This is a genomic window from Pseudomonas sp. UBT, from assembly GCF_050915955.1.
In the GTDB taxonomy this organism is placed as follows: Bacteria; Pseudomonadota; Gammaproteobacteria; order Pseudomonadales; family Pseudomonadaceae; genus Aquipseudomonas; species Aquipseudomonas antarctica_A.
The window spans coordinates 4,357,003-4,380,866 of record NZ_CP168079.1 but is presented as its reverse complement, the minus strand read 5'-3'; the positions used below and the strand labels follow the sequence as shown (position 1 = coordinate 4,380,866).

The 23,864-nt window shown below is 57.2% G+C and carries 28 protein-coding genes; 22 read left to right on the top strand and 6 right to left on the bottom strand.

The features are described 5' to 3' along the window. The first annotated feature begins 8 nt into the window (after window positions 1-8). From ACDZ94_RS20115 to ACDZ94_RS20075, 9 genes are all read left to right on the top strand, one after another. Window positions 9-974, top strand: coding sequence for a major capsid protein (locus ACDZ94_RS20115; protein ID WP_432750684.1), 966 nt, complete (start codon window positions 9-11; stop codon window positions 972-974). A 47-nt stretch (window positions 975-1,021) separates the two neighbouring features. Then, on the top strand, window positions 1,022-1,606 hold the full coding sequence (locus ACDZ94_RS20110; protein WP_432750683.1) for a hypothetical protein: 585 nt from the start codon (window positions 1,022-1,024) through the stop codon (window positions 1,604-1,606). Between the two features lie 59 nt (window positions 1,607-1,665). Beyond that, entirely contained in the window at window positions 1,666-2,169 is a 504-nt protein-coding gene (locus ACDZ94_RS20105; protein ID WP_432750682.1) for a DnaT-like ssDNA-binding protein, read from the top strand. Between the two features lie 17 nt (window positions 2,170-2,186). After that, window positions 2,187-2,558, top strand: a complete 372-nt coding sequence (locus ACDZ94_RS20100) for a hypothetical protein (RefSeq protein ID WP_432750681.1) — start codon at window positions 2,187-2,189, stop codon at window positions 2,556-2,558. Continuing rightward, window positions 2,555-3,211: a hypothetical protein gene (locus ACDZ94_RS20095; protein ID WP_432750680.1), complete on the top strand. Its 657-nt coding sequence runs from the start codon at window positions 2,555-2,557 to the stop codon at window positions 3,209-3,211. Before ACDZ94_RS20100 ends, ACDZ94_RS20095 begins: the two co-directional genes overlap by 4 nt. Beyond that, entirely contained in the window at window positions 3,208-3,624 is a 417-nt protein-coding gene (locus ACDZ94_RS20090) for a phage tail terminator-like protein (RefSeq protein WP_432750679.1), read from the top strand. Before ACDZ94_RS20095 ends, ACDZ94_RS20090 begins: the two co-directional genes overlap by 4 nt. 71 nt (window positions 3,625-3,695) lie before the next feature. After that, complete coding sequence (locus ACDZ94_RS20085) at window positions 3,696-4,343, top strand: phage tail protein (protein WP_073842680.1); 648 nt, start codon at window positions 3,696-3,698, stop codon at window positions 4,341-4,343. A gap of 11 nt (window positions 4,344-4,354) precedes the next feature. Beyond that, complete coding sequence (locus tag ACDZ94_RS20080; RefSeq protein WP_432750678.1) at window positions 4,355-4,735, top strand: phage tail assembly chaperone; 381 nt, start codon at window positions 4,355-4,357, stop codon at window positions 4,733-4,735. A gap of 86 nt (window positions 4,736-4,821) precedes the next feature. Next, window positions 4,822-5,052, top strand: coding sequence for a DUF1799 domain-containing protein (locus ACDZ94_RS20075; protein WP_432751526.1), 231 nt, complete (start codon window positions 4,822-4,824; stop codon window positions 5,050-5,052). A gap of 214 nt (window positions 5,053-5,266) precedes the next feature. On the opposite strand, the gene ACDZ94_RS20070 is transcribed toward ACDZ94_RS20075, so the two are convergent. Beyond that, entirely contained in the window at window positions 5,267-5,452 is a 186-nt protein-coding gene (locus ACDZ94_RS20070) for a hypothetical protein (RefSeq protein ID WP_432750677.1), read from the bottom strand. A gap of 121 nt (window positions 5,453-5,573) precedes the next feature. Here ACDZ94_RS20070 and ACDZ94_RS20065 point away from each other — a divergent pair, with 121 nt between their 5' ends. Then, a complete protein-coding gene (locus tag ACDZ94_RS20065) occupies window positions 5,574-5,837 on the top strand; it encodes a hypothetical protein (protein WP_432750676.1) in 264 nt (87 codons plus the stop codon). Here ACDZ94_RS20065 and ACDZ94_RS20060 read toward each other — a convergent pair. Together ACDZ94_RS20060 and ACDZ94_RS20055 are read right to left on the bottom strand one after the other, a co-directional pair. After that, window positions 5,821-6,057, bottom strand: a complete 237-nt coding sequence (locus ACDZ94_RS20060; RefSeq protein WP_432750675.1) for a hypothetical protein — start codon at window positions 6,055-6,057, stop codon at window positions 5,821-5,823. The two genes, ACDZ94_RS20065 and ACDZ94_RS20060, sit on opposite strands and share 17 nt — an antisense overlap. 197 nt (window positions 6,058-6,254) lie before the next feature. Further along, window positions 6,255-6,815, bottom strand: a complete 561-nt coding sequence (locus ACDZ94_RS20055) for a fasciclin domain-containing protein (RefSeq protein WP_432750674.1) — start codon at window positions 6,813-6,815, stop codon at window positions 6,255-6,257. 728 nt (window positions 6,816-7,543) lie between these two features. Here ACDZ94_RS20055 and ACDZ94_RS20050 point away from each other — a divergent pair. The 12 genes from ACDZ94_RS20050 (at window position 7,544) to ACDZ94_RS19995 (ending at window position 20,676) form a co-directional block, all read left to right on the top strand. After that, the gene (locus tag ACDZ94_RS20050; RefSeq protein ID WP_432750673.1) at window positions 7,544-7,993 is read left to right on the top strand and encodes a superinfection immunity protein; all 450 of its coding nucleotides are present in this window, start codon (window positions 7,544-7,546) and stop codon (window positions 7,991-7,993) included. A gap of 105 nt (window positions 7,994-8,098) precedes the next feature. Beyond that, window positions 8,099-11,329: a phage tail tape measure protein gene (locus tag ACDZ94_RS20045; RefSeq protein ID WP_432750672.1), complete on the top strand. Its 3,231-nt coding sequence runs from the start codon at window positions 8,099-8,101 to the stop codon at window positions 11,327-11,329. Between the two features lie 2 nt (window positions 11,330-11,331). Beyond that, the gene (locus ACDZ94_RS20040) at window positions 11,332-11,670 is read left to right on the top strand and encodes a phage tail protein (RefSeq protein ID WP_432750671.1); all 339 of its coding nucleotides are present in this window, start codon (window positions 11,332-11,334) and stop codon (window positions 11,668-11,670) included. Between the two features lie 10 nt (window positions 11,671-11,680). After that, window positions 11,681-12,430 (top strand): phage minor tail protein L, encoded by a 750-nt coding sequence (locus ACDZ94_RS20035; RefSeq protein WP_432750670.1) that lies wholly within the window; start codon window positions 11,681-11,683, stop codon window positions 12,428-12,430. A 2-nt stretch (window positions 12,431-12,432) separates the two neighbouring features. Next, window positions 12,433-13,188 (top strand): C40 family peptidase, encoded by a 756-nt coding sequence (locus tag ACDZ94_RS20030; RefSeq protein WP_432750669.1) that lies wholly within the window; start codon window positions 12,433-12,435, stop codon window positions 13,186-13,188. Then, window positions 13,185-13,766, top strand: a complete 582-nt coding sequence (locus tag ACDZ94_RS20025) for a tail assembly protein (RefSeq protein ID WP_432750668.1) — start codon at window positions 13,185-13,187, stop codon at window positions 13,764-13,766. The genes ACDZ94_RS20030 and ACDZ94_RS20025 overlap by 4 nt, the downstream gene beginning before the upstream one ends. A gap of 58 nt (window positions 13,767-13,824) precedes the next feature. Beyond that, the gene (gene gpJ / locus ACDZ94_RS20020) at window positions 13,825-17,742 is read left to right on the top strand and encodes a TipJ family phage tail tip protein (protein WP_432750667.1); all 3,918 of its coding nucleotides are present in this window, start codon (window positions 13,825-13,827) and stop codon (window positions 17,740-17,742) included. A 346-nt stretch (window positions 17,743-18,088) separates the two neighbouring features. Continuing rightward, entirely contained in the window at window positions 18,089-18,727 is a 639-nt protein-coding gene (locus ACDZ94_RS20015) for a hypothetical protein (protein WP_432750666.1), read from the top strand. A 79-nt stretch (window positions 18,728-18,806) separates the two neighbouring features. Beyond that, on the top strand, window positions 18,807-19,307 hold the full coding sequence (locus tag ACDZ94_RS20010; protein ID WP_432750665.1) for a hypothetical protein: 501 nt from the start codon (window positions 18,807-18,809) through the stop codon (window positions 19,305-19,307). 131 nt (window positions 19,308-19,438) lie between these two features. After that, window positions 19,439-19,678 (top strand): hypothetical protein, encoded by a 240-nt coding sequence (locus tag ACDZ94_RS20005; RefSeq protein ID WP_432750664.1) that lies wholly within the window; start codon window positions 19,439-19,441, stop codon window positions 19,676-19,678. 57 nt (window positions 19,679-19,735) lie between these two features. Then, window positions 19,736-20,164 carry a structural protein gene (locus ACDZ94_RS20000; protein ID WP_432750663.1) on the top strand — a complete coding sequence of 143 codons (429 nt, stop codon included), beginning with the start codon at window positions 19,736-19,738 and terminating at the stop codon, window positions 20,162-20,164. Further along, window positions 20,161-20,676 (top strand): lysis system i-spanin subunit Rz, encoded by a 516-nt coding sequence (locus ACDZ94_RS19995; RefSeq protein ID WP_432750662.1) that lies wholly within the window; start codon window positions 20,161-20,163, stop codon window positions 20,674-20,676. The genes ACDZ94_RS20000 and ACDZ94_RS19995 overlap by 4 nt, the downstream gene beginning before the upstream one ends. A gap of 1,053 nt (window positions 20,677-21,729) precedes the next feature. Here ACDZ94_RS19995 and ACDZ94_RS19990 read toward each other — a convergent pair. The 3 genes from ACDZ94_RS19990 to ACDZ94_RS19980 form a co-directional block, all read right to left on the bottom strand. Further along, window positions 21,730-22,056, bottom strand: coding sequence for a hypothetical protein (locus tag ACDZ94_RS19990; RefSeq protein ID WP_432750661.1), 327 nt, complete (start codon window positions 22,054-22,056; stop codon window positions 21,730-21,732). A 543-nt stretch (window positions 22,057-22,599) separates the two neighbouring features. Further along, window positions 22,600-23,403 (bottom strand): glycosyltransferase, encoded by an 804-nt coding sequence (locus tag ACDZ94_RS19985; RefSeq protein WP_432751525.1) that lies wholly within the window; start codon window positions 23,401-23,403, stop codon window positions 22,600-22,602. Window positions 23,404-23,475: 72 nt separating this feature from the next. Further along, window positions 23,476-23,685 carry a co-regulatory protein PtrA N-terminal domain-containing protein gene (locus tag ACDZ94_RS19980; RefSeq protein ID WP_193040022.1) on the bottom strand — a complete coding sequence of 70 codons (210 nt, stop codon included), beginning with the start codon at window positions 23,683-23,685 and terminating at the stop codon, window positions 23,476-23,478. Window positions 23,686-23,864: the final 179 nt, after the last annotated feature.

Here is a 23,864-nt window from a genome sequence, read left to right as displayed (position 1 = left end):
ATTGACCCATGGCTACAACCGTTAACAGCGACCTGATCATCTACAACGATGAGGCGCAAACCGCATACCTGGAACGTGTTCAGGACAATCTGGACGTGTTCAACGCATCGTCCAACGGCGCAATGGTGCTGGACAACGAGCTGATCGAAGGCGACTTCCGCAAACGCGCGCTCTACAAGCTGAACGGCTCTCTGGAGCACCGCGACGTCAACTCTGACGGCAAGGTAACTGCCAAGAAGATCAGCGCCGGCGAAGCTGTTGGCGTCAAAGCTCCCTGGAAGTACGGCCCGTACCAGACCACCGAAGAGGCGTTCAAGCGCCGTGGTCGTCCGGTCGAGGAGTTCTCCCAGATCGTCGGTGCCGACGTCGCTGATGCGACCTTGGAAGGCTTCATCCAGTACGCAACTGCTGGCCTGCGTGCCGCCATCGGCTCCAACGCCGACATGGTGGTTTCGGCCAACATCGAAACCGATGGCAAGAAGACGCTGACCCGTGGCATGCGCAAGTTCGGCGACAAATTCGGCCGTATTGCGTTGTGGGTCATGCACTCCAGCGCCTACTTCGACATCGTCGACGAAGCCATCACCAACAAGATCTACGAAGAAGCTGGCGTCGTGATCTACGGTGGCCTGCCGGGCACCCTGGGCAAGCCGGTACTGGTGACCGATACCGCGCCGGCGGACGTGATCTTCGGATTGCTGCCAAACGCGGTAACCATCACCGAGTCTCAGGCCCCGGGCTTCCGTTCCTACGAAGTTAATGACGAAGAGAACCTGAGCATCGGTTACCGCGCTGAAGGCACAGTGAACATCGATGTGCTGGGTTACAGCTGGAAAGCCACCACTGGCGGTTCCAACCCAACCCTGGCTGCGGTCGGTTCGGCTGCTAACTGGATCAAGCACGCGGGCAGCAACAAGGTCACCGCCGGCGTAATGATCAAGCTGACTGCAACGCCTCCTGTTACTGGCGGCTAAGTCTCAAAGTCAATGCGCGGTCAGCGATGGCCGCCTTGGAGAAACACATGGAACTGACTTACAGCAACCAGCTCGACGGCTTCGATCCGGAGAAGCGTTACCGCAATCCGGAGCACTTCGATAAGCCAGAGGCTGGGGTGACAAGCGTGCTGGTGATTGGCGATTGGCCAAGCGTTGTCGACGCGTATCAAGCAGCCGGTATCGACGTATCGGTGAAGGAGGCCAAGCGGGTTCAGATTATTGGTGCAACCCATCAGGCCGAATTGGAAAAAGTCATCTCGGCTTTGCGTGCTGAAAAGGGATCGATCGAGATCCTTGTTGGGGGCTTGGAAGTGGGTGAGATTCACCGCCCGGAGTCCGGGCAGCTGGCGTTGCGATTGTTTGAAGTGCTGGGCACCATCTATGCCTCGGTTGGTGAGCTGACCTCTGAGCGTGACGGCCTAGCCTTGACTGTCGACGCACTGCGCGGCGAGGTTGAAGCGCTGAAGAAGGATGCCCTCACGCCGCCGGCTGATGAGGCTGGTGAAATCGCAGCGCTGAAAGCAAAGCTCGATGAAGCCAAGATCCAATACCGAGCCAATGCCTCCAAAGAATCCCTGGAAAAACTCGTCGCTGAGTTGCCCAAGGAGTAATACTGCTGGCCGCCGGTGATCCGGTGGCCAATCTTCAAACCATTCCAGCGAGTTGACGCATGACACTCATCATCGAGGACGGTACCGGCAAGCCTGACGCCGAAAGCTACGCGAGCGCCGAGGACCTGGCCATGTATGCCGTGAAGTTCGGCGCGGTCATCCCCGCAGGCGTTCCCGAGCAGGAAGCGTTGCTGCGCCGGGCGGCTTTGGCTATGGACGGCATGACCTGGAAGGGGCGCAAGACGAACAGCGAGCAGGGACTTTCTTGGCCGCGCCGGGAAGTGCTGCTGGATCACGAGATCAAGCCTAACAACTACCTGCCGGCGCGCATTCAGTACGGGCAGATGGCCCTGGCGGCCGAGATACATCAGGACGATATCGACCCAATCGACAAGCGCAAAGGCGCTGTGACGCTGGAGCGTGTCGAAGGTGCGGTAACCCGCGAATACGCGACGATTTCCAACACCAGCGGCCGACTGTTGCCTGCGGCGCCTGATCGACCGAGTTCTACGCAGTTTGCCGACTACCTACAAAAGCGCGGGTTGTTCGCGGTCCGCGCATAGCTGCAACGGAGACCACCATGGCCACCTTCTACGACGAAATGGCCGTGATGGCTCTGGAGATGATCTCAGAGTTCGGCCAGCCGGTGACTATCAGCAAGACTCAAGCGGGCGAGTACGACCCGGAGATGGGCGGGGAGGCGCCAGGCGCCACTTTCGAGCAAATCGCCCAGGGCATCCTGCTCGACTTCACTGGTATCGAATTCCAGAACAACAGCCTCATCAAGCAGGGCGACAAGAAGCTCAAGATCGCTGCGCAGGGTTTGACCTGGGTGCCTGGTCTGCTAGACAAGGTGGTCGCCCAAGGTCGCATCTGGTCAATCGTCCCTCCGCTGAAAGAGGTCAACCCCGCCGGCACGCCAATCCTGTATGAGCTGCAGGTGCGGTCATGACGAACAAGTACGCGAGCATGAACGGAAGCTTCGCCGAGAACATTCGTGATTTCGCGGAGCGGGCGAGAGGTGGCATAGACGCGACCATCCGCGAGATCGTGATCGAGATCGGCAGCAGCGTTATCCGCATGTCACCGGTGGGCAATCCAGAGATCTGGGCTGCGAACGTCGTTCACCGACTGGCGAACAAGCGAGCCGCCGATGACTATGACTTCAAGGTCGAGGTGCGCAACACGATCATCAACCTGAACGAATCGAACTTCACCAAAGCCGGCAAGTTGCGAAGGGGCGTGAAGCACGCCAAGCCCCTGACCAAGACCGAGCGCGACCAGAACTTCAACGTGAACGGTTTGGTGGCAGGCAAGGACTACGTGGGCGGCCGGTTTCGGGGGAACTGGCAGTTTTCCATCGGCACGCCGGCGGAGGGCACGCTTGACCAGGTCGATCCGGCTGGTGGCGTGACGCTGGCTAAGCTGAAGTTGCAGGTGGAATCACTCACTGCCGGCCAAACTGCCTATATCGTGAACAACCTTCCCTCTTCTATCCCGCTGGAATATGGCCACTCGACCCAGGCACCCGGTGGCATGGTCCGAATCACTCTGGCCCGCTTCCAGCAGATTGTCGATGAAGCCACAAGGAACAACCAGGTATGAGCCACGCCATCATTGCGTCCATTTACGAGGCCAAGCTGATTGCCTGGAGTAAGGGCCGGGCGGAGCCGATCAAGGTTGTGTTCGAGAACATCCAGTATGAGCGGGCAGACGGCGAGACTTATCTACGGGGGTTCATGCTCCCAGGCGATACAGCCAGCAGCACGCTTGCTGGAGACCACCGCGCATTCATCGGCGTCTACCAGATCAGCATTGTGGCTCCGGCCAATACCGGCAAAACAAAGACGAACCCACTTGTGGCTGAGCTGACTGCGCTATTCCCGCTATATGCGCGAGACACCAAGGCAGGCGTTACCGTGGTAACCATGTCGCCTGTCGACCTTGGCCCAGGCATCACAGACCCGCCGACATATACCGTGCCGGTGTCGTTCGAGTACCGAGCCGACACCGCCTGATTCCGCCCATTGGGCAAACCAAGAACCCGCCATTGAGCGGGTTTTGTCATTTCTGATAAGAGGAAACACCAATGGCCGTTTTTCTACCCAATGGCTCGACTGCCGCTATTGCCGCCTCGTATGACGCGCCGATCATTTTTACCGCGATCACCAACGCAACCGAAGCCGTTGTTTCGTCGGCCGGCCACGACCTAGAGGTTGGCGATTTTGTCGAGGTCACCTCTGGCTGGGCGCGCCTGAACAATCGGGTTGTACGCATCAAAACCGTGACCGCCGACTCGTTCGTGCTTGAGTCGATCAACACGGCTAACGCGGCACGCTTCATCGCTGGTGCGGGCGGCGGTTCGGTGCGCAAGATTCTGACCTGGGTGCCTGTAAGCCAGGTCACGGAATCGAACAAGTCCGGCGGTGAGCAACAGAACGTCACGTACTCGTTCCTCGAGGAAGACGACGAGCACCAAATCCCGACGTCGAAATCCCCGCTGTCGTTCACGCTGACCATGGCGGATGACCCGGCGCTACCCCATAACGAGGTACTGCTGGAGGCTGACGACGACAAGAAGCCGCGCGCAGTGCGCATCAACCTCGCCTCGGGTGGCGTCATCGTCTACAACGCTTACGCCTCGTTCGACAACGTGCCGTCGCTGACCAAGAACAACATCATGGCGGTGACCGCCGTTTTCGCCGTGGTCGCTAAATTCATTCGCTACGCCGCGTAATAGGAAGACTCATGGCCAAGTTCAAATTGATCCAGAAGCCGACCTTCAAGGCGCCGGTGATGATCCAGCGTGCCGGTTATAGCGCCGAGAAGGTGGAGTTCGAGTTCAAGTACCTGGACCGCACCGCGCTGGCCGATCTGTACACAGGCTGGAACGTGCGGCACGACGAGCTGAGCAAGCAGGTAGGAGACATGGACCTCAAGGCCTTCACGGCTGCTCAGATCGATCTGCAGGCCGACCAGCTGCTTGATGTCGTCGTCGGATGGGATATCGAGGAGAAATTCACGCCTGAAAACGTACGCATCCTCGTCAACTCGATCAACTCGGCCCCCAAGGCCGTGCTGAATGCCTACGCCGAAGCATTCAACGAGGCTCGCCTGGGAAACTCCTAAGCGCTGCACGCGCGCTCTATCAGCCAACGCTAGAGGGCACGGATGCCTTCGGCTTCACTGCGGACGACTACGCCACAGAGGTCGGCATCTGGCCGGACAACTGGGAGGCGTTCAAAGTCTTCGAGGCCATGAGCACCCAGTGGCGCACAGGCGCGTGCGGCGCAACAGGCATGGACTACAGCGTTCTCTCCGGTGTTATTCGGATGTGCGGCGTACCGATAAGCCAGCGGCAAACCATTTTCAGCGACTTCCGGCGGATGGAGGCTGAAGCCTTGCAGGTGATGGCGGAACAGCGGGAGAGCGCGAGGGGCGCCTGATCCTCAGGCACAAAGACGCAAGACAACCAACATGACGCGGCATCGCCGCAGGAGTGGGTATGAGCAGCAACTACGAAAGTTTGGCTAAGGAAATAGCGGTCCTGAAACGTGAGATTCAGGAGCTAAAGGCCCGGCTCAATCAAGAGTCGAGCCAACGAGCCTCGGCAGACGAGGTGCTTTCATCTCGAATTAGTACGCTTTCAGCCCGTAACATTTAGCAGGCGTGTTCTTTTGCTGCCTCCTCCCTGGCCAATTGCTCAATCTCAGCGACGGTTAAGCTTGGGATCGGAGAGGTGGGTCGTACCCAAATCTGGGTATTGGTGCCCGTGGCTTTTTTGTTAAGCGTTACAAGCAATCGTCCATCTTCCGAAATTACGATGCCGTTGATGTTGAATGACATATTGACCTCCAGGTCATAAACGCGCCGATATTGGCGCAACCCCAGTCCTTGGGCTTGCAGGCGAAGGACTGGGGAATCCTTCAATTCATTCTCACTGCCCACCTGGCAGCAGGAGGGCTGTATGCATCCAAGCCATCGCTACATGCTGACTATTCGCGATCTCTTCATCGTTACCGAAAACGGTATTTGCGGCGCTGAAGCCGAGGTCGCCATTCTGGACTGCGGTGTCGAGGTCGATCGCGTGAAATTCTCCGGCAAGTGCCAGAGCAAGGATGGTTACCGCCGTGCCTACACTGGAAAACCTGGGCTCATTGCAAAGCTTGAATCGGGCCCCGGGCAGATCCAGTTTGCGGCCGAAAGGCCTCCGGTCACCTCGGCGGTGTAAGCCCGCCAATGAACTCGTCCGTGCCAAGCCTATGAGAGCCGTACTCGACGATGTATCCGTTATTCAGCCGTGCAGCCTCAGCCTGGGCAATTGCCTTGCTGGCGTAGACGTCTACCAGGTGCCAAGGCTCAAGGGCATCACTGAGCACTGCCCAGCCGAGTACGCACCCTTTGTTGTCCGGGTCTGCTGGAAGGTTTTTCGCGAGGCTTCTGATTGACATGGCCGATCCTTGGTTGCGTGAAGGCCTGAGGCTACTATCAGAAGGTTGAGGGGCGTTACTGAGGATTCGTACAGCCGGTTTTACGTTCGCGTGGAGCAGTGGCTACGACATTTCTGTACCTTGAAATTGCGGTATCCGAAGTGTCTATGCTGACTCCAATACCCGGCAAGCTTTGCGCGTGCCGGGCTTGAAGAGCGTTAAGGCATCAAGACCGAGTCCACAACGTGGATCACGCCGTTGGACTGCATCACGTCTGCGATGCTGATGCTAGCCTTACCGCCTTTGGCATCTACTACCCAAAGCTTGCCGTCGTGCAGCTTGATAGTCAGCGCCTCACCTTGGACTGTTTTCAGAGTAACGGTACCTCCGTCCTTCTTGGCTTCGGCCATCAGCTCTTTAGAGGTATGGGTGCCTGGCACAACGTGATAGGTCAGGATCTTCGTCAGATCGGCTTTATGCTCAGGTTTCACGAGAGTATCAACGGTGCCCGCTGGCAGCTTGGCGAAGGCTTCGTTGGTAGGTGCGAAGACGGTGAACGGACCTTTGCTGTTGAGAGTATCAACTAGTCCCGCCGCCTTAACTGCTGCAACGAGTGTGGTGTGATCCTTTGAGTTGGCCGCGTTTTCCACAATGGTTTTGCTGGGATACATTGCTGCTCCGCCAACCATGACCGTGTCATCGGCAAAACTGAGCGTTGCTGTTACAGACAGAATCGCGAAGCAGGTTGCTGCAGCAATATTTTTGTAAAAGGCATGCATGATGTATCTCCTTGGCATTAATTCCCTCTGAATGAGGGTCCTGAACATGCGGGGCTATGAAGCGCCTCTGAGAGCGTAGACACATTTGTGAGTTTATGTAGGTAGGCTTCACGCTTAATTCCAAGGGTGGCTATGCGTAGTGGTCCTACGCCTACATCGTGCGTAATTTCGTGGGTGCTGAAGGCCTGCTGTTGGTTGAAACAGTCCTTCGGAATAGACCGTCTGCGTTGCCACAAAGTGCAGTGTGAAGAAGCCCAGACCTCCCTCTGTGCTTTTTGCATCTATCCCGTCAGTGCTACAGTCCCGACAAACCAAAGAGGGAAACAAGCGTTCAATGAATCATGAACTCTGGCTTGAGCCCGACGGGTGTCAGACATTTTGTCTTGCTGGCCCTCACGGCGAAGGTGCACGGGACCTTCTTGAACCCGAATCAATACTCACTTGGCAGGTCGAAGCCTCCAGTTACTTTGAAGCAATGAGCAAATACTATTCGTACATGGACTGGGGAGATTACACGACCGAATTTCCTGAGCATGACAAGACCTCATATAAGGATCTTGGCTGGGAGTGAGAAAAGCTCAGTCGATCGCATTCCATCCACGCTGGATGCCCGGACAGCTGCCAGCCCCACGCGAACCCGAAGAACCCCGCCCATGCGGGGCTTTCGTGTTGGCGTTTTTGCACGCGCTTCGACGGTGATACGATAAAGTCCCAAGCATGGATACCCCATGATCACTGGACAGGGACTTCGAATGTTTGTCTTGAGGCTGCTCGTTTTAGGTTTTTTGGCATTTTTCAGCTATTCGATGGGCACGCAGAGCGGACCGCTCAACGCTTTCGGAACGATAGTTGCGTATAGCTCGGTAGTGTTCGTGCCGATGTTCTATATGCTCCCCACTATTGAGGCGTGGATTAGAAAAAGCACGAATTTGCCCGCCATAGCCGCCGTGAATTTCTTCCTCGGCTGGAGCTTGCTGGGTTGGGTCGCGGCTCTGGTTTGGGCATTCAAAAAGCCATCACCCGTGGTGATGGTACGTGAGCCTGAAGTGCCGCTCACAAATTTCAGTATTCCAACCCAGGAAAAGCCGAAGAAAAATTGCCAGTTCTGCGGAGAGGAGATTCTGGCGATCGCCGTTAAGTGCAAGCACTGCGGCAGCGATTTAAAGCAGGCTTCCTAGCCTTCGCCGAAATAAGCACACAAAACAAACCGCCTTCGGGCGGTTTTTTATTGCCCAAAGAAACGCATCGGATTGCAGGCCAACCGTGCAAGAAGAGAGAAGCCAATGAGCACAAATTTCGCCTCCTTGGGCATTTCTGTTGAGTCTTCACAGGCAGCTAAAGCTTCCGATGATCTGGACAAGCTTGTCGATTCGGCGGTGGAGGCCGAAAAGGCCATCGATGAACTTGGGAAAACTGGTGAAGGTCTCGCGAACACTGGCAAGAAAATCTCTCAGACCGAGTCAGAAGTAGCGCAAGGGGTCGAAAAGACGACTGGCGCGATTGATCGTCAGGCAACCGCCGGCAAAAAACGAAGCGACAGTGCCGCGTACGAGATGACCATCACTCGGCAGCTTGAAGCTGCTGTCGCGGCGGCCGCGGGCTCCAGAGAGAATCTTTCGCGGGCGAATGAGCTTTACGTTAAAGCTCAGGAGCGTGGCCTGCTGCTGACTGAGGATGAAATTCGACTTGAGGGGCTTCTGGATAAGGCAGAGCTGAAAGTCGAATCGTCGCGGATACGGCAGATCGCAGCCGCTGAGAAAGAGAATACTCAAAAACAGAAACTGATTGAGTCAGAGAATCGTCGCATTGAGGCGCTCAAGCGAACTGTTAATGGCATAGATCCACTCACCAAGAAACTGGCTGAATTGGAGGCTCGTGAGCGGGCTCTCAACGAACTGCATAAGTCTGGTGAGTATGACGCGTTTCGTTACAACGAGGCTCTGGCCAAGATCGGAAAGGACCGGGCCGGCCTGACCGAGACCGCAAGTGCATTCGACAAGCTGAAGCTAGGAACCCGGCAGGCGCAGGAAAACGTCATGCAGCTCAGTAACGCGCTTCAGTCCGGAGACTGGGGTAGCGGGGTTCGTGCTGTGACCCAATTGGGCGTTGGCGCTGGCGCGACCATGACTAACATGCTCGCTATCGCTGCACCTATTGGGATTGTGGTGGCCGCCATAGGGGGGCTTGCATATGCCTACCATAAAGGCAGCGAGGAACAGGAAAACTTCAGTAAATCACTGATTTTGACTGGCGACCGCGCCGGGGTAAGTGCCGCCCAGCTTAGCGATATGGCTCGCCAGGTGAGCGCAACAATCGGCACGACAGGGCAAGCTGCTGAGGTCCTGGCATCCCTAGCGGGTAGCGGTAAGCTCGCTAGCGGGAGCTTTGTTGAGATATCAGAAGCTGCTCTTGCAATGGAGAAGGCGACCGGCAAGTCGGTTGAGGCAACCGTCGCAGAGTTCGTAAAAATTGCTGAGGATCCTGTCACTGCGGCGAAATCTTTAAATGAGCAATATCATTTTTTGACTGCGAGCGTGTACTCGCAAATCGTCGCCCTCCAAGAGCAAGGCGACACAGTCGGTGCCGCGAAGATACTCACTGACAGTTACGCTTCGACCATTGAAACAAGAGCCGGACAGATCACGCAAAACCTTGGGCTCATTGAGCGTGGATGGAATGACATTCGGGATGCAGCCAAGAAAGCGCTCGATGTCCCGCTTTCGCTCGGGCGCGAGAAAACTCTGGCAGAGCAGTTAGAAAGCGAGAGAGCAAAGCTCGCCGATCTGAATAAAAAAACGTCCGGAAACAAAATTGTTGCCGGTAGTGCTTCGGTATCTGAGGAGCGCAAGCAGCTTGAAGAGTCGATCCGACTAAAAGAAGCCTATGTCGAGATTGAAAAGCGTCAAAGCAAGTACGTGGGCGACCGCAGAAAGGTCGAAGACGATGCAGTAGACGCGACCGCCAGAGCCGACGCCCGGCACCTGGCTAACTTGTCGAATGAAGGGAAGCGCGCCCTTGAGATCAAAAAGATCAACGAGGACACCGCGAAGATCCGCGCGGCAAATCCCAACGATAAGAGGGTTGATCCGAAGTACGTCGCCGAGCAGATAAAGGACGTCAACGACAAGTACAAAGACCCGAAGGCCGCAAGCTCTCAAGTCGACCTCACCGGTTTCAACAACGCCAAAAACAACCTTTCCGACATCGTTACGGACTACCGGAACGCCCAGAAGGAATTGGAGGCGCAGCAGAAGGCTGGTGTGGTATCGCTCTCGGACTATGCCAAGCAACGGTCAGCCCTGATCAACCAGGAAAAGGACGATGTTACCGCGGCGTACCAGGCTGAGATCGATGCGCTAGAAGCGGCCAAGGCCAAGAAGGGCACAACGGCGGCTCAGAGCATCCAGCTTGACCAGAAGATTGCCGATGCGCGGCAGGGGATGGTCAAGGCTCAGAAGGATGCAGACAGCCAGTTGACGGTTATCGCCACAAACGAGAAGGGGCGTTTGGAACAGCTGACGGCCGCCTCGGAGGCGTACGTCAATCAGCTTGAACGTCAGCGTGCCGCACTGGAAGCGGCAGGCTCCCGGGCAGCAAATGGATTGGGCCTGGGCGACCGGCAAGCAGCTCTGCAAGCGAGCCTTGACGCAACCACGGACAAGTTCAACGACGAGCGCGCCAAGCTGCTGGATCGACGCAAGACAGCACCTGACAAGTACAGTCAGGAAGACTACATGCGCGACCTGGCCAGCCTGGAGGATGCGGAAAGGAAGTACCGCGACACTGTAGTCGACAACTACGACAAGATGTCGGAGGCCCAGGGCGACTGGCGTAGCGGGGCATCGTCGGCTTTCCAGAACTATCTGCAGTTTGCCCACGATGTGGCTGGCCAGACCAAGAGCCTGTTCACGAATGCTTTTTCCAGCATGGAAGACGCGGTCGCGAATTTTGCCATCACCGGCAAACTTTCGTTTTCCGACTTCACCAAGTCGATCCTGGCGGACATGGCGCGCATCGCTACTCGGCAAGCGGCGTCCAGCATTTTTTCCAGCCTGGCCGGCAGTGCCTTGGGGGCATATTTCGGTGGTGGAGCTACAACCAGCTTTGGCTCAAGCATGGGCAGCGCCCTGGTCGAGGGAAGGGCGTCGGGCGGTCCTGTCGATCCGAACACCCTGTATGAGGTAAACGAAAAGGGCCCTGAGCTTTTCAGTCAGGGAGGGCGGTCATACCTAATGACTGGCGCCCAGGGCGGTAGCGTCACTCCGCTGATGACGGGCGGCAGCTCAATCATGGCTGCAGCTGGCAGCGGAGGGGGTGGGGGAGGCGGCAACACCTACAACTTCCCCGTCTCGGTTTCCGTGCAAACGACCGGCGCTGGCGGCACGGCCACGCAAGAAGACACCACGCAGCTCGGTAAGGGCATTCAGCAGGCAGCGAAGACCGAGGCGGAAACCGCAATTGCCAAGGGTCTTCAGCCTGGCGGCTCAATCTGGCGAGTCATCAACGGGAGGTAGCCATGGCGATTGAAACGTTCACCTGGGCCACCCAGAACGGGGAGGCGCCCGATATCACGTATCGGGTGCGCACCTCGCAATTCGGGGACGGCTACAAGCAAGAAGTCGGGGACGGCATCAACAACAAAGTCGATGCCTACTCGATCACCCACACAGGCAACACGTCGACGGCCGTGGCCATGATGGCGTTCTTTGACCGTCACAAGGGCGCCAAGGCATTTTTGTGGAGCACACCTCTCGGCCAGCTTGGCCTGTTCACCTGCAAGAACCCAACCCCTACGCCCATGGGCGGAGGCGTATTCAAAGTGACGGCGACATTCGAGCGCGCTTTCCACCCGTAAAGGTCAATTCATGTCGCTGATCAATGCTATCCAGACTCTAGAGCCTGGCAACGAAGTCATGCTGTTCGAATTGGATGGCAGCGACTACGGCGCCGATGTGCTGCGCTTCCATGGGCACGCGATCCCGCACACGCCCGCAGAACTGATCGCCGCCGGCGGCAACGCTGACCAGCTGCCAGCCAAGTCGATCTGGTGGAAGGGCGAAGAGTACGGTGCCTGGCCCATGCAGTACGAGGGCAGCGAGGCAAACGGCGATGGCACTGCGGTGCGGCCGAAGCTCTCGGTCGGCAACGTCAACGGGCGAATCACAGCCCTGTGCCTGGCCTTCGAGGATCTGCTCGAGTTCAAGCTGACCATTCGCAACACGCTGGCCGAATTCCTCGACGCGGTGAACTTCGAAGGCGGCAACCCCTCAGCTGATCCAACTCAGGAATCGATTGAGGTCTGGTACGTAGACCAGAAGACCAACGAGGATGGCGAGTCAGTCAGCTGGGACTTGGCCAGCCCGGGCGACGTCGGCGGCGAAACCATCGGGCGGCAGATGACCACGCTATGCCACTGGTGCCTCACCGGTGGTTACAGGGGGCCGAACTGCGGCTACACCGGCCCCTACGTCACCAAGGACGGGGTCGTAACCGACAACCCTGAACTGGACGTGTGCGACGCCACCCTCGGCAAGGGATGTATCCCCCGCTTCGGCGAGGGCAACCCTTTGCCATTCGGCGGATTTCCCGCTGTTTCCTTGATCGCTCGGAGCTGACAATGCGCAAACACATCATTGCGGCCATCCAGGCTCATGCGTCAGTCGAGTACCCGAAAGAGTGCTGCGGCCTGGTGCTGGCCGTTGGCCGGGCGCAGAAGTACTTCCCATGCCGGAATATCGCGACCGAGCCAAATGAAGAGTTCAGGCTGGAGCCAGAGGACTACGCCGCGGCGGAAGACCAGGGCGAGGTGATTGGCATCGTCCACTCGCACCCGGACGCCACTAGCCGCCCGTCATCCCGCGACCTCGCCATGTGTGAGGCCACGGCTTTGCCCTGGCACATCTTGAGCTGGCCGGAGGGCGACCTGCGCACTCTCACCCCGAGCGGCAACACGCCGCTGCTAAAGCGCCCATTCGTACATGGGGCCTGGGACTGCTGGCAGGTCTGCGCCGATTGGTACCGACGTGAGTGGGGTCTTGAATTCGAGGCCTTCCAGCGCGCCGATGGCTGGTGGGAGAGTGCAGACTGTACCAGTCTCTACGAGGCGAACTACGCCGCCGCCGGCTTCGAGCAAGTCGACAGCCCACGGCGCGGAGACATGATCGTGATGGAGGTAGGCCGCACGGCTCACCCCAACCATGCCGGAATCTACCTGGGGACTGACCCGGCGCTGCCTGGTGAGGAATCAAGCGTGTTCGGCCCTGGCCCCTTCGTGCTGCACCATCTGTATGGCAGGCCATCAGAGGTGATCGTCTACGGCGGTCCCTGGCTGCAGCGCACCCGCCTAATTCTTCGACATAAGGAGGCCCGATGAGCGCCATCGTTTATTCGCCGATGACCACGATCAAGCTTTCCGGCTCGCTGGCACAGAAGTTCGGCAGACTGCACCGGCGCCAGGTTTCCGCAGGCGACACTTGGGAGGTTTTCCGGGCACTGAAGGCCACTCTTGACGGATTCGAGGCTGAGATCCGCCGCCTTGACCGCCTGGGCCTTCGATTCGCCATCTTCCGCAACCGGAAGAACGCTGGGCCGGATCAATTCGGTATGGGCGGCACCCAGGAAATCAGGATTGTGCCGGTAGTAGAGGGTGCAAAGCGCGCGGGCCTGCTCCAAACAATCATTGGCGTTGTGTTGATCGCAGCGTCGTATGTCACCGGTGGTTCGACGCTGGCTACGGGCATCGCGCTTGTGGCTGGCGGGGTTGTCCAGATGCTCAGCCCGCAGGCCGCCGGTTTGAAGCAAAGTGCGTCGCCCGAGAATCAGCCGAGCTACGCGTTCGGCAGCGCCAAGAACACCACGGCTAGCGGCAACCCGGTCCCCATCTGCATCGGCGAACGCCGATGGGGCGGGGCAATCATTTCGGCCTCCATCTACGCCGAAGACAAGACATAACCACGACGCATCAAGCAGGCCGCCCAAGAGGCGGTTTTTTTATTGCCTGGAGGAAAGCATGGGCGCAGCACAAAAGCTGGATATCCACGGTGCCAAAGGTGGCGAGAGCAAGCCCAAGTCGCCAGTAGAGGCGCCCGACAGCCTGCGCTCCACCAACGTCGCCAAGATCCTGATCGCCGTAGGCGAGGGCGAGTTCGACGGCACGCCCACCGGGCGCGATATCTTCCTCGACAACACTCCAATTCAGGATGCCAGCGGCAACTTCAACTTCACCAACGTGAAGTGGGACTGGCGGCCGGGTTCTGTGGAGCAGACCTACATCCCGGGCATCCCCTCTGTCGACAACGAGACCTCGCTAAATATCGAGCTGCGCAGCGGCACGCCGTGGGTTCAATCGCTGACCAACCTGCAACTATCGGCGGCACGCATCCGCCTGGCCACACCCCGGCTTGCGAGCCAGGACAGCGAAGGGAATATTGGTGGTTACAGCATCCAGTACGCTGTCGACGTTGCCACTGATGGCGGGGCCTATCAGGAAGTGTTGGTAGGAGTCATAACCGGCAAGACCACTACTCGCTACGAGCGCTCGTTGCGCATTGATCTGCCGCCGGCAACCAGTGGCTGGCTGATCCGCGTTCGCCGCATCACTCCAAACCAGAACACCGACAAGATCGCAGACAGCCTGTTCATTGCCGGATACACCCAAGTCATCGACGCCAAGCTGCGCTACCCGAACACCGCGCTGCTGTTCGTTGAGTTCGACGCTGAGCAGTTCACCAACATTCCGGCTGTCACCGTGAAGTGCAAGGCGCGCCGCTGGCAGGTGCCGAGCAACTACGATCCGGTGGCCCGCACCTACTCCGGCGCCTGGGACGGCACCATGAAAGAGGCCTGGACCAACAATCCGGCGTGGGTCACCTACGGGATCTGCACCCAGGACCGTTTTGGCTTGGGCCGCCGTATCAAGCCGTGGATGGTGGACAAGTGGGAGCTTTACCGCATTGCGCAGTACTGCGACCAAATGGTGCCTAACGGTGCCGACGGCGTTGAGTCGCGCTTTCTGTGCGATATGAACCTGCAGGGCAAGGCTGACGCCTGGTCTTTGCTGCGCGACATCGCCGGCATCTATCGCGGGATGACGTACTGGGCCCAGGGCCAGTTGGTCATGCAGGCTGATATGCCTCGGGCGCAGGACATCGATTACGTCTTCACCCGGTCCAACGTCATCGACGGCAAGATCTCCTACGGCAGCGCCTCGGCGAAGACCCGCTTCACTCGCTGCCTGGTCAGCTACGACAACCCGCTCAACAACTACGACACTGACGTCACGGTCTATTCCGACCTGCCACTCCAGCGCCGCCTGGGCGACAAGCCGACGGAGATCAGTGCCATCGGCTGCACTCGGGCATCCGAGGCCCAGCGCCGCGCTAAATGGCTGGTGCTGAGCAATAACCAGGACCGCACCATCAGCTTCAGGACCGGCATGGAAGGCCGCATCCCTCTACCAGGCTTCATTATCCCTGTTGCCGACTCGCTGCTGGCTGGCAGGGAGATCGGCGGGCGCATTGCGGCCGCGGCGGGGAAGGTAATCACCCTGGACCGCGACACCCTGGCCAAGGTCGGCGACCGACTTGTGATCAACCTTCCCGGCGGGCGTGCTGAAGGCCGTACCGTGGAAAGCGTGAGCGGCCGCAACGTAACTGTGACCGTTGCCTACAGCGAAGCGCCGGCAGCACAGCTTCAGTGGGCAATCGACGCTGACGACCTGGCAATCCCTCTTTACAGGGTGATGAGGACTGCGAGGACGCCAGAGGGCGATTACGACATCAGCGCCTTGCAGTACGAGCCAAGCAAGTTTGCCAGCATTGATACCGGCGCACGCCTGGAAGAACGCCCAATCAGCGTTATCCCGATCACCGTCGTTCCGCCACCGGCAAGTGTCACGCTCACTTCGAGCTACGCCGTAAACCAAGGCATTGCCATCAGCACCATGAACATCTCGTGGCCTGCTGTGAACGGAGCGGTCGCCTATGACGTGGAGTGGCGCAAGGACAGCGGCAACTGGATCAAGGTGCAGCGTACGGGCTCTAACAGCGTCGACGTCACTGGCATCTACTCGGGCGCATACCTTGCGCGGGTGCGCTCGGTGAGCGCTTTCGAGATATCGTCGATCTGGAAGAGCTCCAACCTGACCAAGCTGCAAGGCAAGGTCGGCCTGCCGCCAGCGGTGTCGTTTCTGCGCACCACCGGCGAGCTCTTCGGGATCAGCATCAAGTGGGGCTTCCCTGCTGGCGCCGAGGACACGCAACGCACCGAGCTATGGTATGGCCCTGCGAACAGTCTGCCGGCCGCAACCAAGCTGGCCGACCTGGCGTATCCGCAGGCCGAATACCGCATGCAACAACTGAAGGCTGGCGCAACGCTGTTCTTCTGGGCGCGCCTGGTGGACCGTACCGGCAACATCGGGCCTTTCTACCCCGTCGTGAATGGTGTGATGGGCCAGGCAAGTTCGGACGCAGGTCCGATCCTGGAGCAGATCAAGGGTCAGATCGATGAGAGCGCCCTGGGTAAGCACTTGAAGGACCGGATCGACCTCATCGATGGCATTGGCCCAGGTTCTGTGAATGTGCGCATCACGGCGGCAAAGAAAGAGCTTGAAGGGCTGATCGACCAAATCGTCGATTCTCTGGTCTACGACCCAGCCAAGCCCTACAAGGTCAACGAGATCGTGAGGCTTGATCAGCATCTTTATCAGGCAAAGGTTGCGGTTCCTGCGGGCAACTCGCCGCCGAATGCTAACTACTGGATCGACATCGGTACCGTAGCGCAGACGGTTGATGCGCTGGCGACTCAGGTTCAACAAAATACTGCGACGGTCACCCAGCAAGGAAAAGACATCACCGCTCAGGCATCACAGCTGAATGCGGTTAGGACGACAGTCAACGACCCTGTAACTGGTGTGGTCGCCACGGCGTCGGGCCTTAGCACGCTGAAGACGTCGGTAACCACGCTCGATGGCAAAGTCTCCACCACGGCCCAGCGCGTTGACGGTATCTATTTGCAGGTCAACCCGCCGCTCCAGGGCGATGACAGTGCGCTGATGGGGTCAGAGGCCGCCTATGTCGGCGTCTGGTCTACCCAATCTGCCCTGATTGAGGGTGACCTGGTCCAAGGCCAGCGAACGGATGCGGTTGAGGTTAGGACTGCTGCAAACGAGGCCTCCGTGGTCTCTGAACAGACGGCACGCGTCAACGCCGATAGCGCACTTGCTACGCAGATAGATACCGTAAGGGCTCAGACCTCCTCAAATGCAGCCGCTGTTCAAAGCGAGATCACCGCGAGAACGAATGCAGACCAGGCACTTGGTCAGCGGATTGATACTGTTCAGACGCAAAGCCAAAACAACTCTTCTGCCGTTCAAAGCGAGATAACCGCCAGATCTAATGCCGACCAGGCCCTGGGCCAGCGCATTGACACCGTCCAAACCACCGTTGGCGACCACACGCTCGCAATCCAGACCAACACCAGTGCCATTCAAACGGTAGACGGCAAGGTAACGGGTAGCTGGTCGGTGCGGATGCAGTACGACACCGGGACAGGGCTCTATAAGTACGCCGGCATCGGCTTGGGTCTGGAAAACGGACCTGGCGGGCTGCAGTCGCAGTTCATCATTGACGCCGACCGGTTCGCTATCGGGCAGGCCGGTATCGTGCCGTTCGCGATACAGGGCGGACAGACGTTCATCAAGGCGGCATTCATCCAGGACGGCACCATCACAAACGCCAAGATCGGGAACTATATCCAGTCCAACAATTACGTTGCAGGCACCAGTGGGTGGAAGCTTTTCTTCGACGGGACTTTCGAAATTAACGGTGTCGTACCTGGTCAAGGCCGCTCAATGATGACTAATAGATCTCTACGCTTCTGGGATGTAAATGGAGTTAAGAGAGTTCAGATGGGGGACCTAAGCGAATGACGACAGGGATTAGGATTTGGGGGGCTAATGGAGCCCTCCAGCTTGATGAAAACTCTTTCACGGTGAGGGTCGTTTATTCGACCCTGGTGACAAGAAACCCTGAACGCCCAAACTCGACACGCAACGTCTCTATATCAATCCCAGAGGTAAACCCGGAAAGCTACACCGCGGTATGCGTACCAAACATATCGTTCACGGGAGACCCGAGTGGGCAGGATGCAAGGAACTCAATGTTCGATGCGCAGGTTGTGCAGGGCGGGGTTATCGTCTGGTTTACAAACAGGGCCATTCCAACGTCAGCCGCTTTCGGCGTAGGGACCCAGCGACTCTTAGTAATGAGATACAGATGACATACGGTCTAAAGTTCACAAACACATCCGACGTGGTTACTTTGGACTCGGAGTTTTCCAGGCTGGTTATCCTTTATTCAGCAAGGTATAACGCCGGGGCATTCTTTCCGTATCCGATCACGTCTGACGAGCCTCCGCTCATCTTTGTGCGGCCCGACAACACAGCATCGTTCCAATACGTGAGGCTTATTGGGACACCTGGCTACTGGACAGGCTTCTCAAACTCTCACCCGGCAAACTCGCCAGGGACATACTTCCTGGCAGCCTACGCATCAAAGGAAACGGAAGCCTACGGGATGCGGTTGTGGGATGGAGGGTCAAAACTTCTGTTTGATAGCGGTACGCCGTGCGCGCAGTTCACCCTAGTAGCTGCGAACTGGACGCTGCTATCTCTTACCAATCCGTCGCCAGGACGGTACACCTACATATTTACGACGCCGGTTGACTTTAGGTCCGGCGATTACATGATGATCAATAACGTTGCCATGGATATCCCAGGCGGTGATACGTGGTCAAAGCTTACATGTGGCTGGGACTACCAAAATAGCAGGATGGTCATATCACTCCAGAACATTGGAGACTTTAGGACTAATGGGCTGTTTCTATCCTTGTTGTTCGCTAAGCCAATAACTTGAAGGTAGGTTTTGGTTTCGTTATTTGAGTTTTTAGATAGCTGAATTCGCAAGGGTCAGCTTTGGTTTTTTGGAGAGAGTTATGGCAAGACAAGAAATTAATCTCGGTACGGCGCCTACTGGTTCTGGCGGGGATACAACGCGAAGTACTGGCGTAAAGATCAACGCGATGATGACCGAACTGTATGCGCGGAATGCGCAACTGGGGTCGGCGTCTAATGCCAACATTGGGACAGCACCCGGCCAAGTCATGGCAGTAGGAACGAGCGGCCTTTCGGGACTTCCTACTGCGGCGCCCACCGTTACCAACCTTTACAATATGACAGGCCGGACCTTTGAGATGGGGCAGTATTTCCCTGTCAACGGATCAAATGCCCCGGGCGCGGTTTCGCCGTACGGGCTGGCACTTGGTATTCAGGGCCAGAATGCAGAATGGCGCCACATGCTCCAGTTCACCACCGAAGGTGATATCTACGACGTGTCCATTACGAACCCCTCACAGGGCGGCCAGTGGAAGGTAGCAAAACTCTACACAACACTTAACACCACCCGCGCCGCCGACGGCACACTCAAGGCGATCTGATTATGGCAAGAGCAGCAATTAACGTACTTGGCGCCACAGGCGCAACTTACGACTTCGTGACCAATGGGGCCGGTGCGGTTGAGTCATCGCGCGAATCGGTGGGCTTGTATCACATCACTGGTTGTCTCGGCATGGTTCCATTTCCACCGATAGACGACGGTTGGGGCTACACGGTCAACCAGGTGGACTCACGGGCCGACGTGGACATTCAGTTCACTGATGGCGTGCTGGTGGTGACGGCGACGAAGGACGACAAGCCCTACGACCTGAAGCACATGATCACTTTGCACATCCTGGTGCCTGACTCCCCGGTATTCGAAATGCCGCAGGAGGCCCCGCCGGCGCAAGAGCTTGCAATCCCCGAAGCCTGAACGAAGCCCGAACACCACGGCCGCCATTGAGCGGTTTTTTTTCGCCTGGAGAAAAGTATGCCGATCACCGAACCCCGCGGGGTGCGCAACCGAAACCCCGGCAACATCGATTACAGCCCGGCCAACCAGTGGGAAGGTCAGCTTGGTATGGAGGTCGGCGTACCGAGACCACGCTTCGCCCGTTTCGATACGCCTGAGAACGGCATCCGTGCACTGGGCAAGGTGCTGCTTACCTACCAGCGCAAGCATGGCCTGAAGACGGTGAAGTCCATCATCGGCCGCTGGGCACCCTCGGTGGAGAACGACACCGCCGCCTATGTGCGCGCCGTTGAGGCGAACACCGGCACCAAGCCAGGTGCCGAGGTCGACCTGACCCAGCAGGCGGTGATGGCTGGCTTCGTCAAGGCGATCATCCATCACGAGAACGCGGGGTATGCCTACCCTGACGCGGTGCTGGCGGAAGGCGTGCGGCGGGCGTTGTCATGACGCCCGGGCAGATCATGGCGGCTATCCTGCTGGCCATGGCCATCAGCGCCGGCACCTGGCAGGTTCAGGACTGGCGGATGGGCGAGCGGCTCGCCGAACAAGGCGCCGCACACCAGAAAGCCCTGGACTCAATCACCAGCGAGGCTTGGCGTCAGCAGACGGCCGAGCAGGACAAGCGCCTGGCTACCGAGCATCTGCTCGCTGCCCAGGACCAACAACACACTCGAGAACTCTCCGATGCCAAACGTAATCAGGCCGCTCTGCGCGATCGCCTTGCCACTGCTGATGTGCGGTTGTCAGTCCTTCTCGACGCAACCGATTCAGCCAGTGGCTGCAACGTGCCTGCCGCTCCCGGCGCCGTCGGCGTGGTTCATGCAGCCCGTCGAGCCCAACTTGACCCAGCGCATGCTCAAAGAGTTATCGGCATCACCGACGACGGCGACAAAGGACTGATCGCGTTACGGGCATGCCAGGCGTACATCAGTACGGTTAAATCTCAGGCAATAAAGTAGCAAATCTCCTACATTTTCGATTTGTTTTGCGTGGTACAAACTTATTCAAAAAAGGGGGATTTGATCATGGGGTTGCGATGGGCAGCGATTACGGTGCTTCTATTCATTTGTTGGGCGCTATTTTTGGCGCTTCTAATAGTAAAACCCTTCATAAGAACCTGATATTTCCAGCACGTGGGGTATGTGTCTGTCAGGTGGATTGGCGGGTGATTTTATCTGCCGACCTTCTTCCTATGGCCTAGAAATGGGAATGCCGTTTTTCTGATGGTCCCGTCCCAGCAACCCTCGTTTGGCAGGCATAGTGTGGTAATGGTTTGCCGAGCCAACTCAAGCAAAACTCATCTACTTCCACCCATGATTCGCCAGGCGATAACTGGCATCGGATGAGTAGTGAGCAGACGCCGTTTTGATCGATTTTGGCGAAGCTCCGAAATTTATGCGGGTGAGGGGGGAAGAGCTTAAGCCACAGCATGATGATCACCTTAATGATAGCTATCTAGGTATAGCCAAACTCCGGGCTAAGGCTAGTAAATCATTGACTTTTTGTACAAGCTTCAGGTTAGTGGTGCAGGTGCATTCCTAGCATGTGCGCGCAGTTGCCTTGAGTTACTTCATGCTGCACGTGAGTGTCTAAACAAAAATTCGTTACCCCAAAAACGACAGCCTTGTTCGGGTACACGATCGGCAGATATGCTCGGCACTTTCCTTGAGCATTAGCGTGATCTTACAATTCCGGAGCCAGTTCCGGTGTCGACGCAAAAACCCAGCAGTCGTCAATATCCACGATGCCAACGGCGCTGTTGGCGTGCTTCATTCGGCCCGTTGACCCCAACTTGATCTGGCACATGGGCAACGAATTATCGCCATTACCGGCGGTGGGGGCCGAGGATTGGTCGCGCTACGGGCTTGCAAGGCGTATGTGCGTGAACTGCACAACTAGAATCAGATAATGCCAGCATTCTAGAATCGCCAGTCAGGACTGGTGCGCCTCTAATGCAGCTTACAAGTCCTGCATAAGCAGGGCTTGCAAGCTTTGAGTGTTGCGCTAGCGCTCTAAGCTTTGGTGTTTATGCGTTCACCGGTTATCTGCCCGTTACCGTTAACGACTCCAGAAGCAGGCGCTGCTGCATCAGTTTTATGAAGTTGATGCTGTTGGATCAACCGCTGAGCCTGATGATCACCGTGTACTGCTTCTTGAGCAGTCTGCGCGGCGGTTTCGGTTGCCTCTTTTAGCACTGCCGTCACGTTGCTGGCGGCGGGAGCTGCCGTGGCGGTGGATACGTTGGTGGGTTGATTGCTCGTGGCGGGAGGAGGGGTCTGGGCGGGTTTTTGCCCATTAAGGATTACTGGGTTTGGCGCGGATACTGCTCCGATAGACATAGGTGACTCCCTACTGAATGAGTTGCGCAAGCGTAATTATTAATTTTGGTTCAGCGCTATTTTTTTCATTTCTGTGCTTCAGGATTTTCAGTTTGTCCTCGTTGATGTGTATCTGAGTAAGATTTCAGATTAGGCGCGTCTCTGTAGTGGCTATGTGATGTCTAGGTGAAAACTTTGTTTGTCCGTATTACTTCTAATGGTGGGTGATGGACATCCACGCATCCCATATCGCAGCAAACGAGGACTGATCTCCTTGAGGGCGTGCCAGGCATATGTACGAGCAATTGCGAACTGATCGCACTGAACTACTCTTCTCGTGGGCGTTCGTGTTGCGATCATTCGTTTTTGATAGGGCACCATGTTTAAGCGGCTCACAGGTCTTTCGTTTCTGCTAACCCTCTGCTGGGTAGTCACGGTTGTGGCTGTTTGAATCGCTATCTGTCGGATATGGATTTGGCGGATCGGGCAAGTCAGTAGACCGGACTGCGCCTAGTAAGCAACGGCGCAAGGCGCCGCCAAAGGTCAAAATGTCTTCATGCGGTTTTATCCATTCACCAGACCCTCAGATTTTTTGCCTTGGGTAATCTGCTTGTACATCCGGACCCTGCGGTGATTACGCGCGTAACCGCCCATAGCCGAAACGGTGCCGCTTTGAATGTGATCCAGGTAACGGAACATCTTTCGCGGTGAAATAGAACGCACCTGATAGCCCAATGCAGTCATTCGATCCTGCAGTTCATAACCCGGATTACGTTCATCCATTTGAAAGTGAAAGCCGTGTTGCTTGATGAACGCCACATTCCACAGTGTGCAAAAGCTCTTCAGGTGTACTTCTCGATACGGCTTGGGCTCTCTCGCCTGAACGCCGAGTGCCAGCAAACTCCGTCGGGCGTGTTGCTTGCAAAAACGTGAGGCCAGGCGCCAGGCCGAGCGAACGCTCCCCCGATCTAGTTGCTCCAGGCATCCGACGGCAGCCACGTCGCATTGTTCCGTGCATTGGTCGAGCATTATGGCGAACACTGCCGGATCGTAAATGAAGGTATCGGTGTGCAACAGAAACAGATAGTCGGTTTCAACCTGTGCCAAAGCGAGATCCAGAGCACGTCCATGGGCAATGTTTCCCGCTTCGGGGCCTGTTTGCTTGCGTTCGATCAGCTCAATCCAGTCCAGCGAGCGCAAGTACTCGCTGCTTGCATCGTCGGAATGGTTATCCACCACAATCACCGGAACATTTGTCCCTCGCAGAGCCTCCTGCAGAAGCATCAGACAGGTTTTGGTCAGATCAAGTGTTTTGTAGTTAACCAACACAATGCTGTAGTTGGCGGTCGCTGGAATTGGACGAGTCATAGTTTGTGGTACCTCGATGATTTCACCGATATCGCGCAACACCGTTCTTAACGGTGACGGACGTTCACACGGTCAGTTCGAACGCGAGGCGTCACTGGTGGAGGCGTTCTGGTTGCTGGCAGTGGCTGCAGCCGTGGCAGACTCTGACTGTTGAAACGAGGCCATGGCGGTTGCCCTTGCCGCTTCCATTTTGTCCATCACGGTATCGCCACCGCCTTCTGCCATTGCGGCGACGGAAGCGGTCATCAAGGTCACGATCAAAAGGGCTTTAAGGCTGTTCATGAGTGTTTTCCAGTAGTGAGTTGAGCCAACACAATGTTTGTTGGCTTGAACTCATCTTGACGCTCACGGCCTTTCGCCCTGTTCTCCGCAAAATGAATTTTTCGACAGGTTGGCGGCGAAGCTGGATTTTTTGAGGACGAGGGGGAGATAAATACGACGGGAGGTTTTGTCGCGTAGCG

Excerpts from the sequence above, each read along its gene's own strand:
- ACDZ94_RS20000 (WP_432750663.1), top strand. The coding sequence starts at position 19,736 with ATGCCGATCACCGAACCCCGCGGGGTGCGCAACCGAAACCCCGGCAAC.
- ACDZ94_RS20040 (WP_432750671.1), top strand. The coding sequence starts at position 11,332 with ATGGCGATTGAAACGTTCACCTGGGCCACCCAGAACGGGGAGGCGCCC.
- ACDZ94_RS20085 (WP_073842680.1), top strand. The coding sequence starts at position 3,696 with ATGGCCGTTTTTCTACCCAATGGCTCGACTGCCGCTATTGCCGCCTCG.
- ACDZ94_RS19985 (WP_432751525.1), bottom strand. The coding sequence starts at position 23,403 with ATGACTCGTCCAATTCCAGCGACCGCCAACTACAGCATTGTGTTGGTT.
- ACDZ94_RS19980 (WP_193040022.1), bottom strand. The coding sequence starts at position 23,685 with ATGAACAGCCTTAAAGCCCTTTTGATCGTGACCTTGATGACCGCTTCC.
- ACDZ94_RS20035 (WP_432750670.1), top strand. The coding sequence starts at position 11,681 with ATGTCGCTGATCAATGCTATCCAGACTCTAGAGCCTGGCAACGAAGTC.
- ACDZ94_RS20060 (WP_432750675.1), bottom strand. The coding sequence starts at position 6,057 with ATGTCAATCAGAAGCCTCGCGAAAAACCTTCCAGCAGACCCGGACAAC.
- gpJ (WP_432750667.1), top strand. The coding sequence starts at position 13,825 with ATGGGCGCAGCACAAAAGCTGGATATCCACGGTGCCAAAGGTGGCGAG.
- ACDZ94_RS20055 (WP_432750674.1), bottom strand. The coding sequence starts at position 6,815 with ATGCATGCCTTTTACAAAAATATTGCTGCAGCAACCTGCTTCGCGATT.
- ACDZ94_RS20015 (WP_432750666.1), top strand. The coding sequence starts at position 18,089 with ATGACATACGGTCTAAAGTTCACAAACACATCCGACGTGGTTACTTTG.
- ACDZ94_RS20100 (WP_432750681.1), top strand. The coding sequence starts at position 2,187 with ATGGCCACCTTCTACGACGAAATGGCCGTGATGGCTCTGGAGATGATC.
- ACDZ94_RS20005 (WP_432750664.1), top strand. The coding sequence starts at position 19,439 with ATGGTTCCATTTCCACCGATAGACGACGGTTGGGGCTACACGGTCAAC.
- ACDZ94_RS20065 (WP_432750676.1), top strand. The coding sequence starts at position 5,574 with ATGCATCCAAGCCATCGCTACATGCTGACTATTCGCGATCTCTTCATC.
- ACDZ94_RS20110 (WP_432750683.1), top strand. The coding sequence starts at position 1,022 with ATGGAACTGACTTACAGCAACCAGCTCGACGGCTTCGATCCGGAGAAG.
- ACDZ94_RS20115 (WP_432750684.1), top strand. The coding sequence starts at position 9 with ATGGCTACAACCGTTAACAGCGACCTGATCATCTACAACGATGAGGCG.
- ACDZ94_RS20105 (WP_432750682.1), top strand. The coding sequence starts at position 1,666 with ATGACACTCATCATCGAGGACGGTACCGGCAAGCCTGACGCCGAAAGC.
- ACDZ94_RS19995 (WP_432750662.1), top strand. The coding sequence starts at position 20,161 with ATGACGCCCGGGCAGATCATGGCGGCTATCCTGCTGGCCATGGCCATC.
- ACDZ94_RS20025 (WP_432750668.1), top strand. The coding sequence starts at position 13,185 with ATGAGCGCCATCGTTTATTCGCCGATGACCACGATCAAGCTTTCCGGC.
- ACDZ94_RS20090 (WP_432750679.1), top strand. The coding sequence starts at position 3,208 with ATGAGCCACGCCATCATTGCGTCCATTTACGAGGCCAAGCTGATTGCC.
- ACDZ94_RS19990 (WP_432750661.1), bottom strand. The coding sequence starts at position 22,056 with ATGTCTATCGGAGCAGTATCCGCGCCAAACCCAGTAATCCTTAATGGG.
- ACDZ94_RS20080 (WP_432750678.1), top strand. The coding sequence starts at position 4,355 with ATGGCCAAGTTCAAATTGATCCAGAAGCCGACCTTCAAGGCGCCGGTG.
- ACDZ94_RS20010 (WP_432750665.1), top strand. The coding sequence starts at position 18,807 with ATGGCAAGACAAGAAATTAATCTCGGTACGGCGCCTACTGGTTCTGGC.
- ACDZ94_RS20045 (WP_432750672.1), top strand. The coding sequence starts at position 8,099 with ATGAGCACAAATTTCGCCTCCTTGGGCATTTCTGTTGAGTCTTCACAG.
- ACDZ94_RS20095 (WP_432750680.1), top strand. The coding sequence starts at position 2,555 with ATGACGAACAAGTACGCGAGCATGAACGGAAGCTTCGCCGAGAACATT.
- ACDZ94_RS20030 (WP_432750669.1), top strand. The coding sequence starts at position 12,433 with ATGCGCAAACACATCATTGCGGCCATCCAGGCTCATGCGTCAGTCGAG.
- ACDZ94_RS20070 (WP_432750677.1), bottom strand. The coding sequence starts at position 5,452 with ATGTCATTCAACATCAACGGCATCGTAATTTCGGAAGATGGACGATTG.
- ACDZ94_RS20050 (WP_432750673.1), top strand. The coding sequence starts at position 7,544 with ATGATCACTGGACAGGGACTTCGAATGTTTGTCTTGAGGCTGCTCGTT.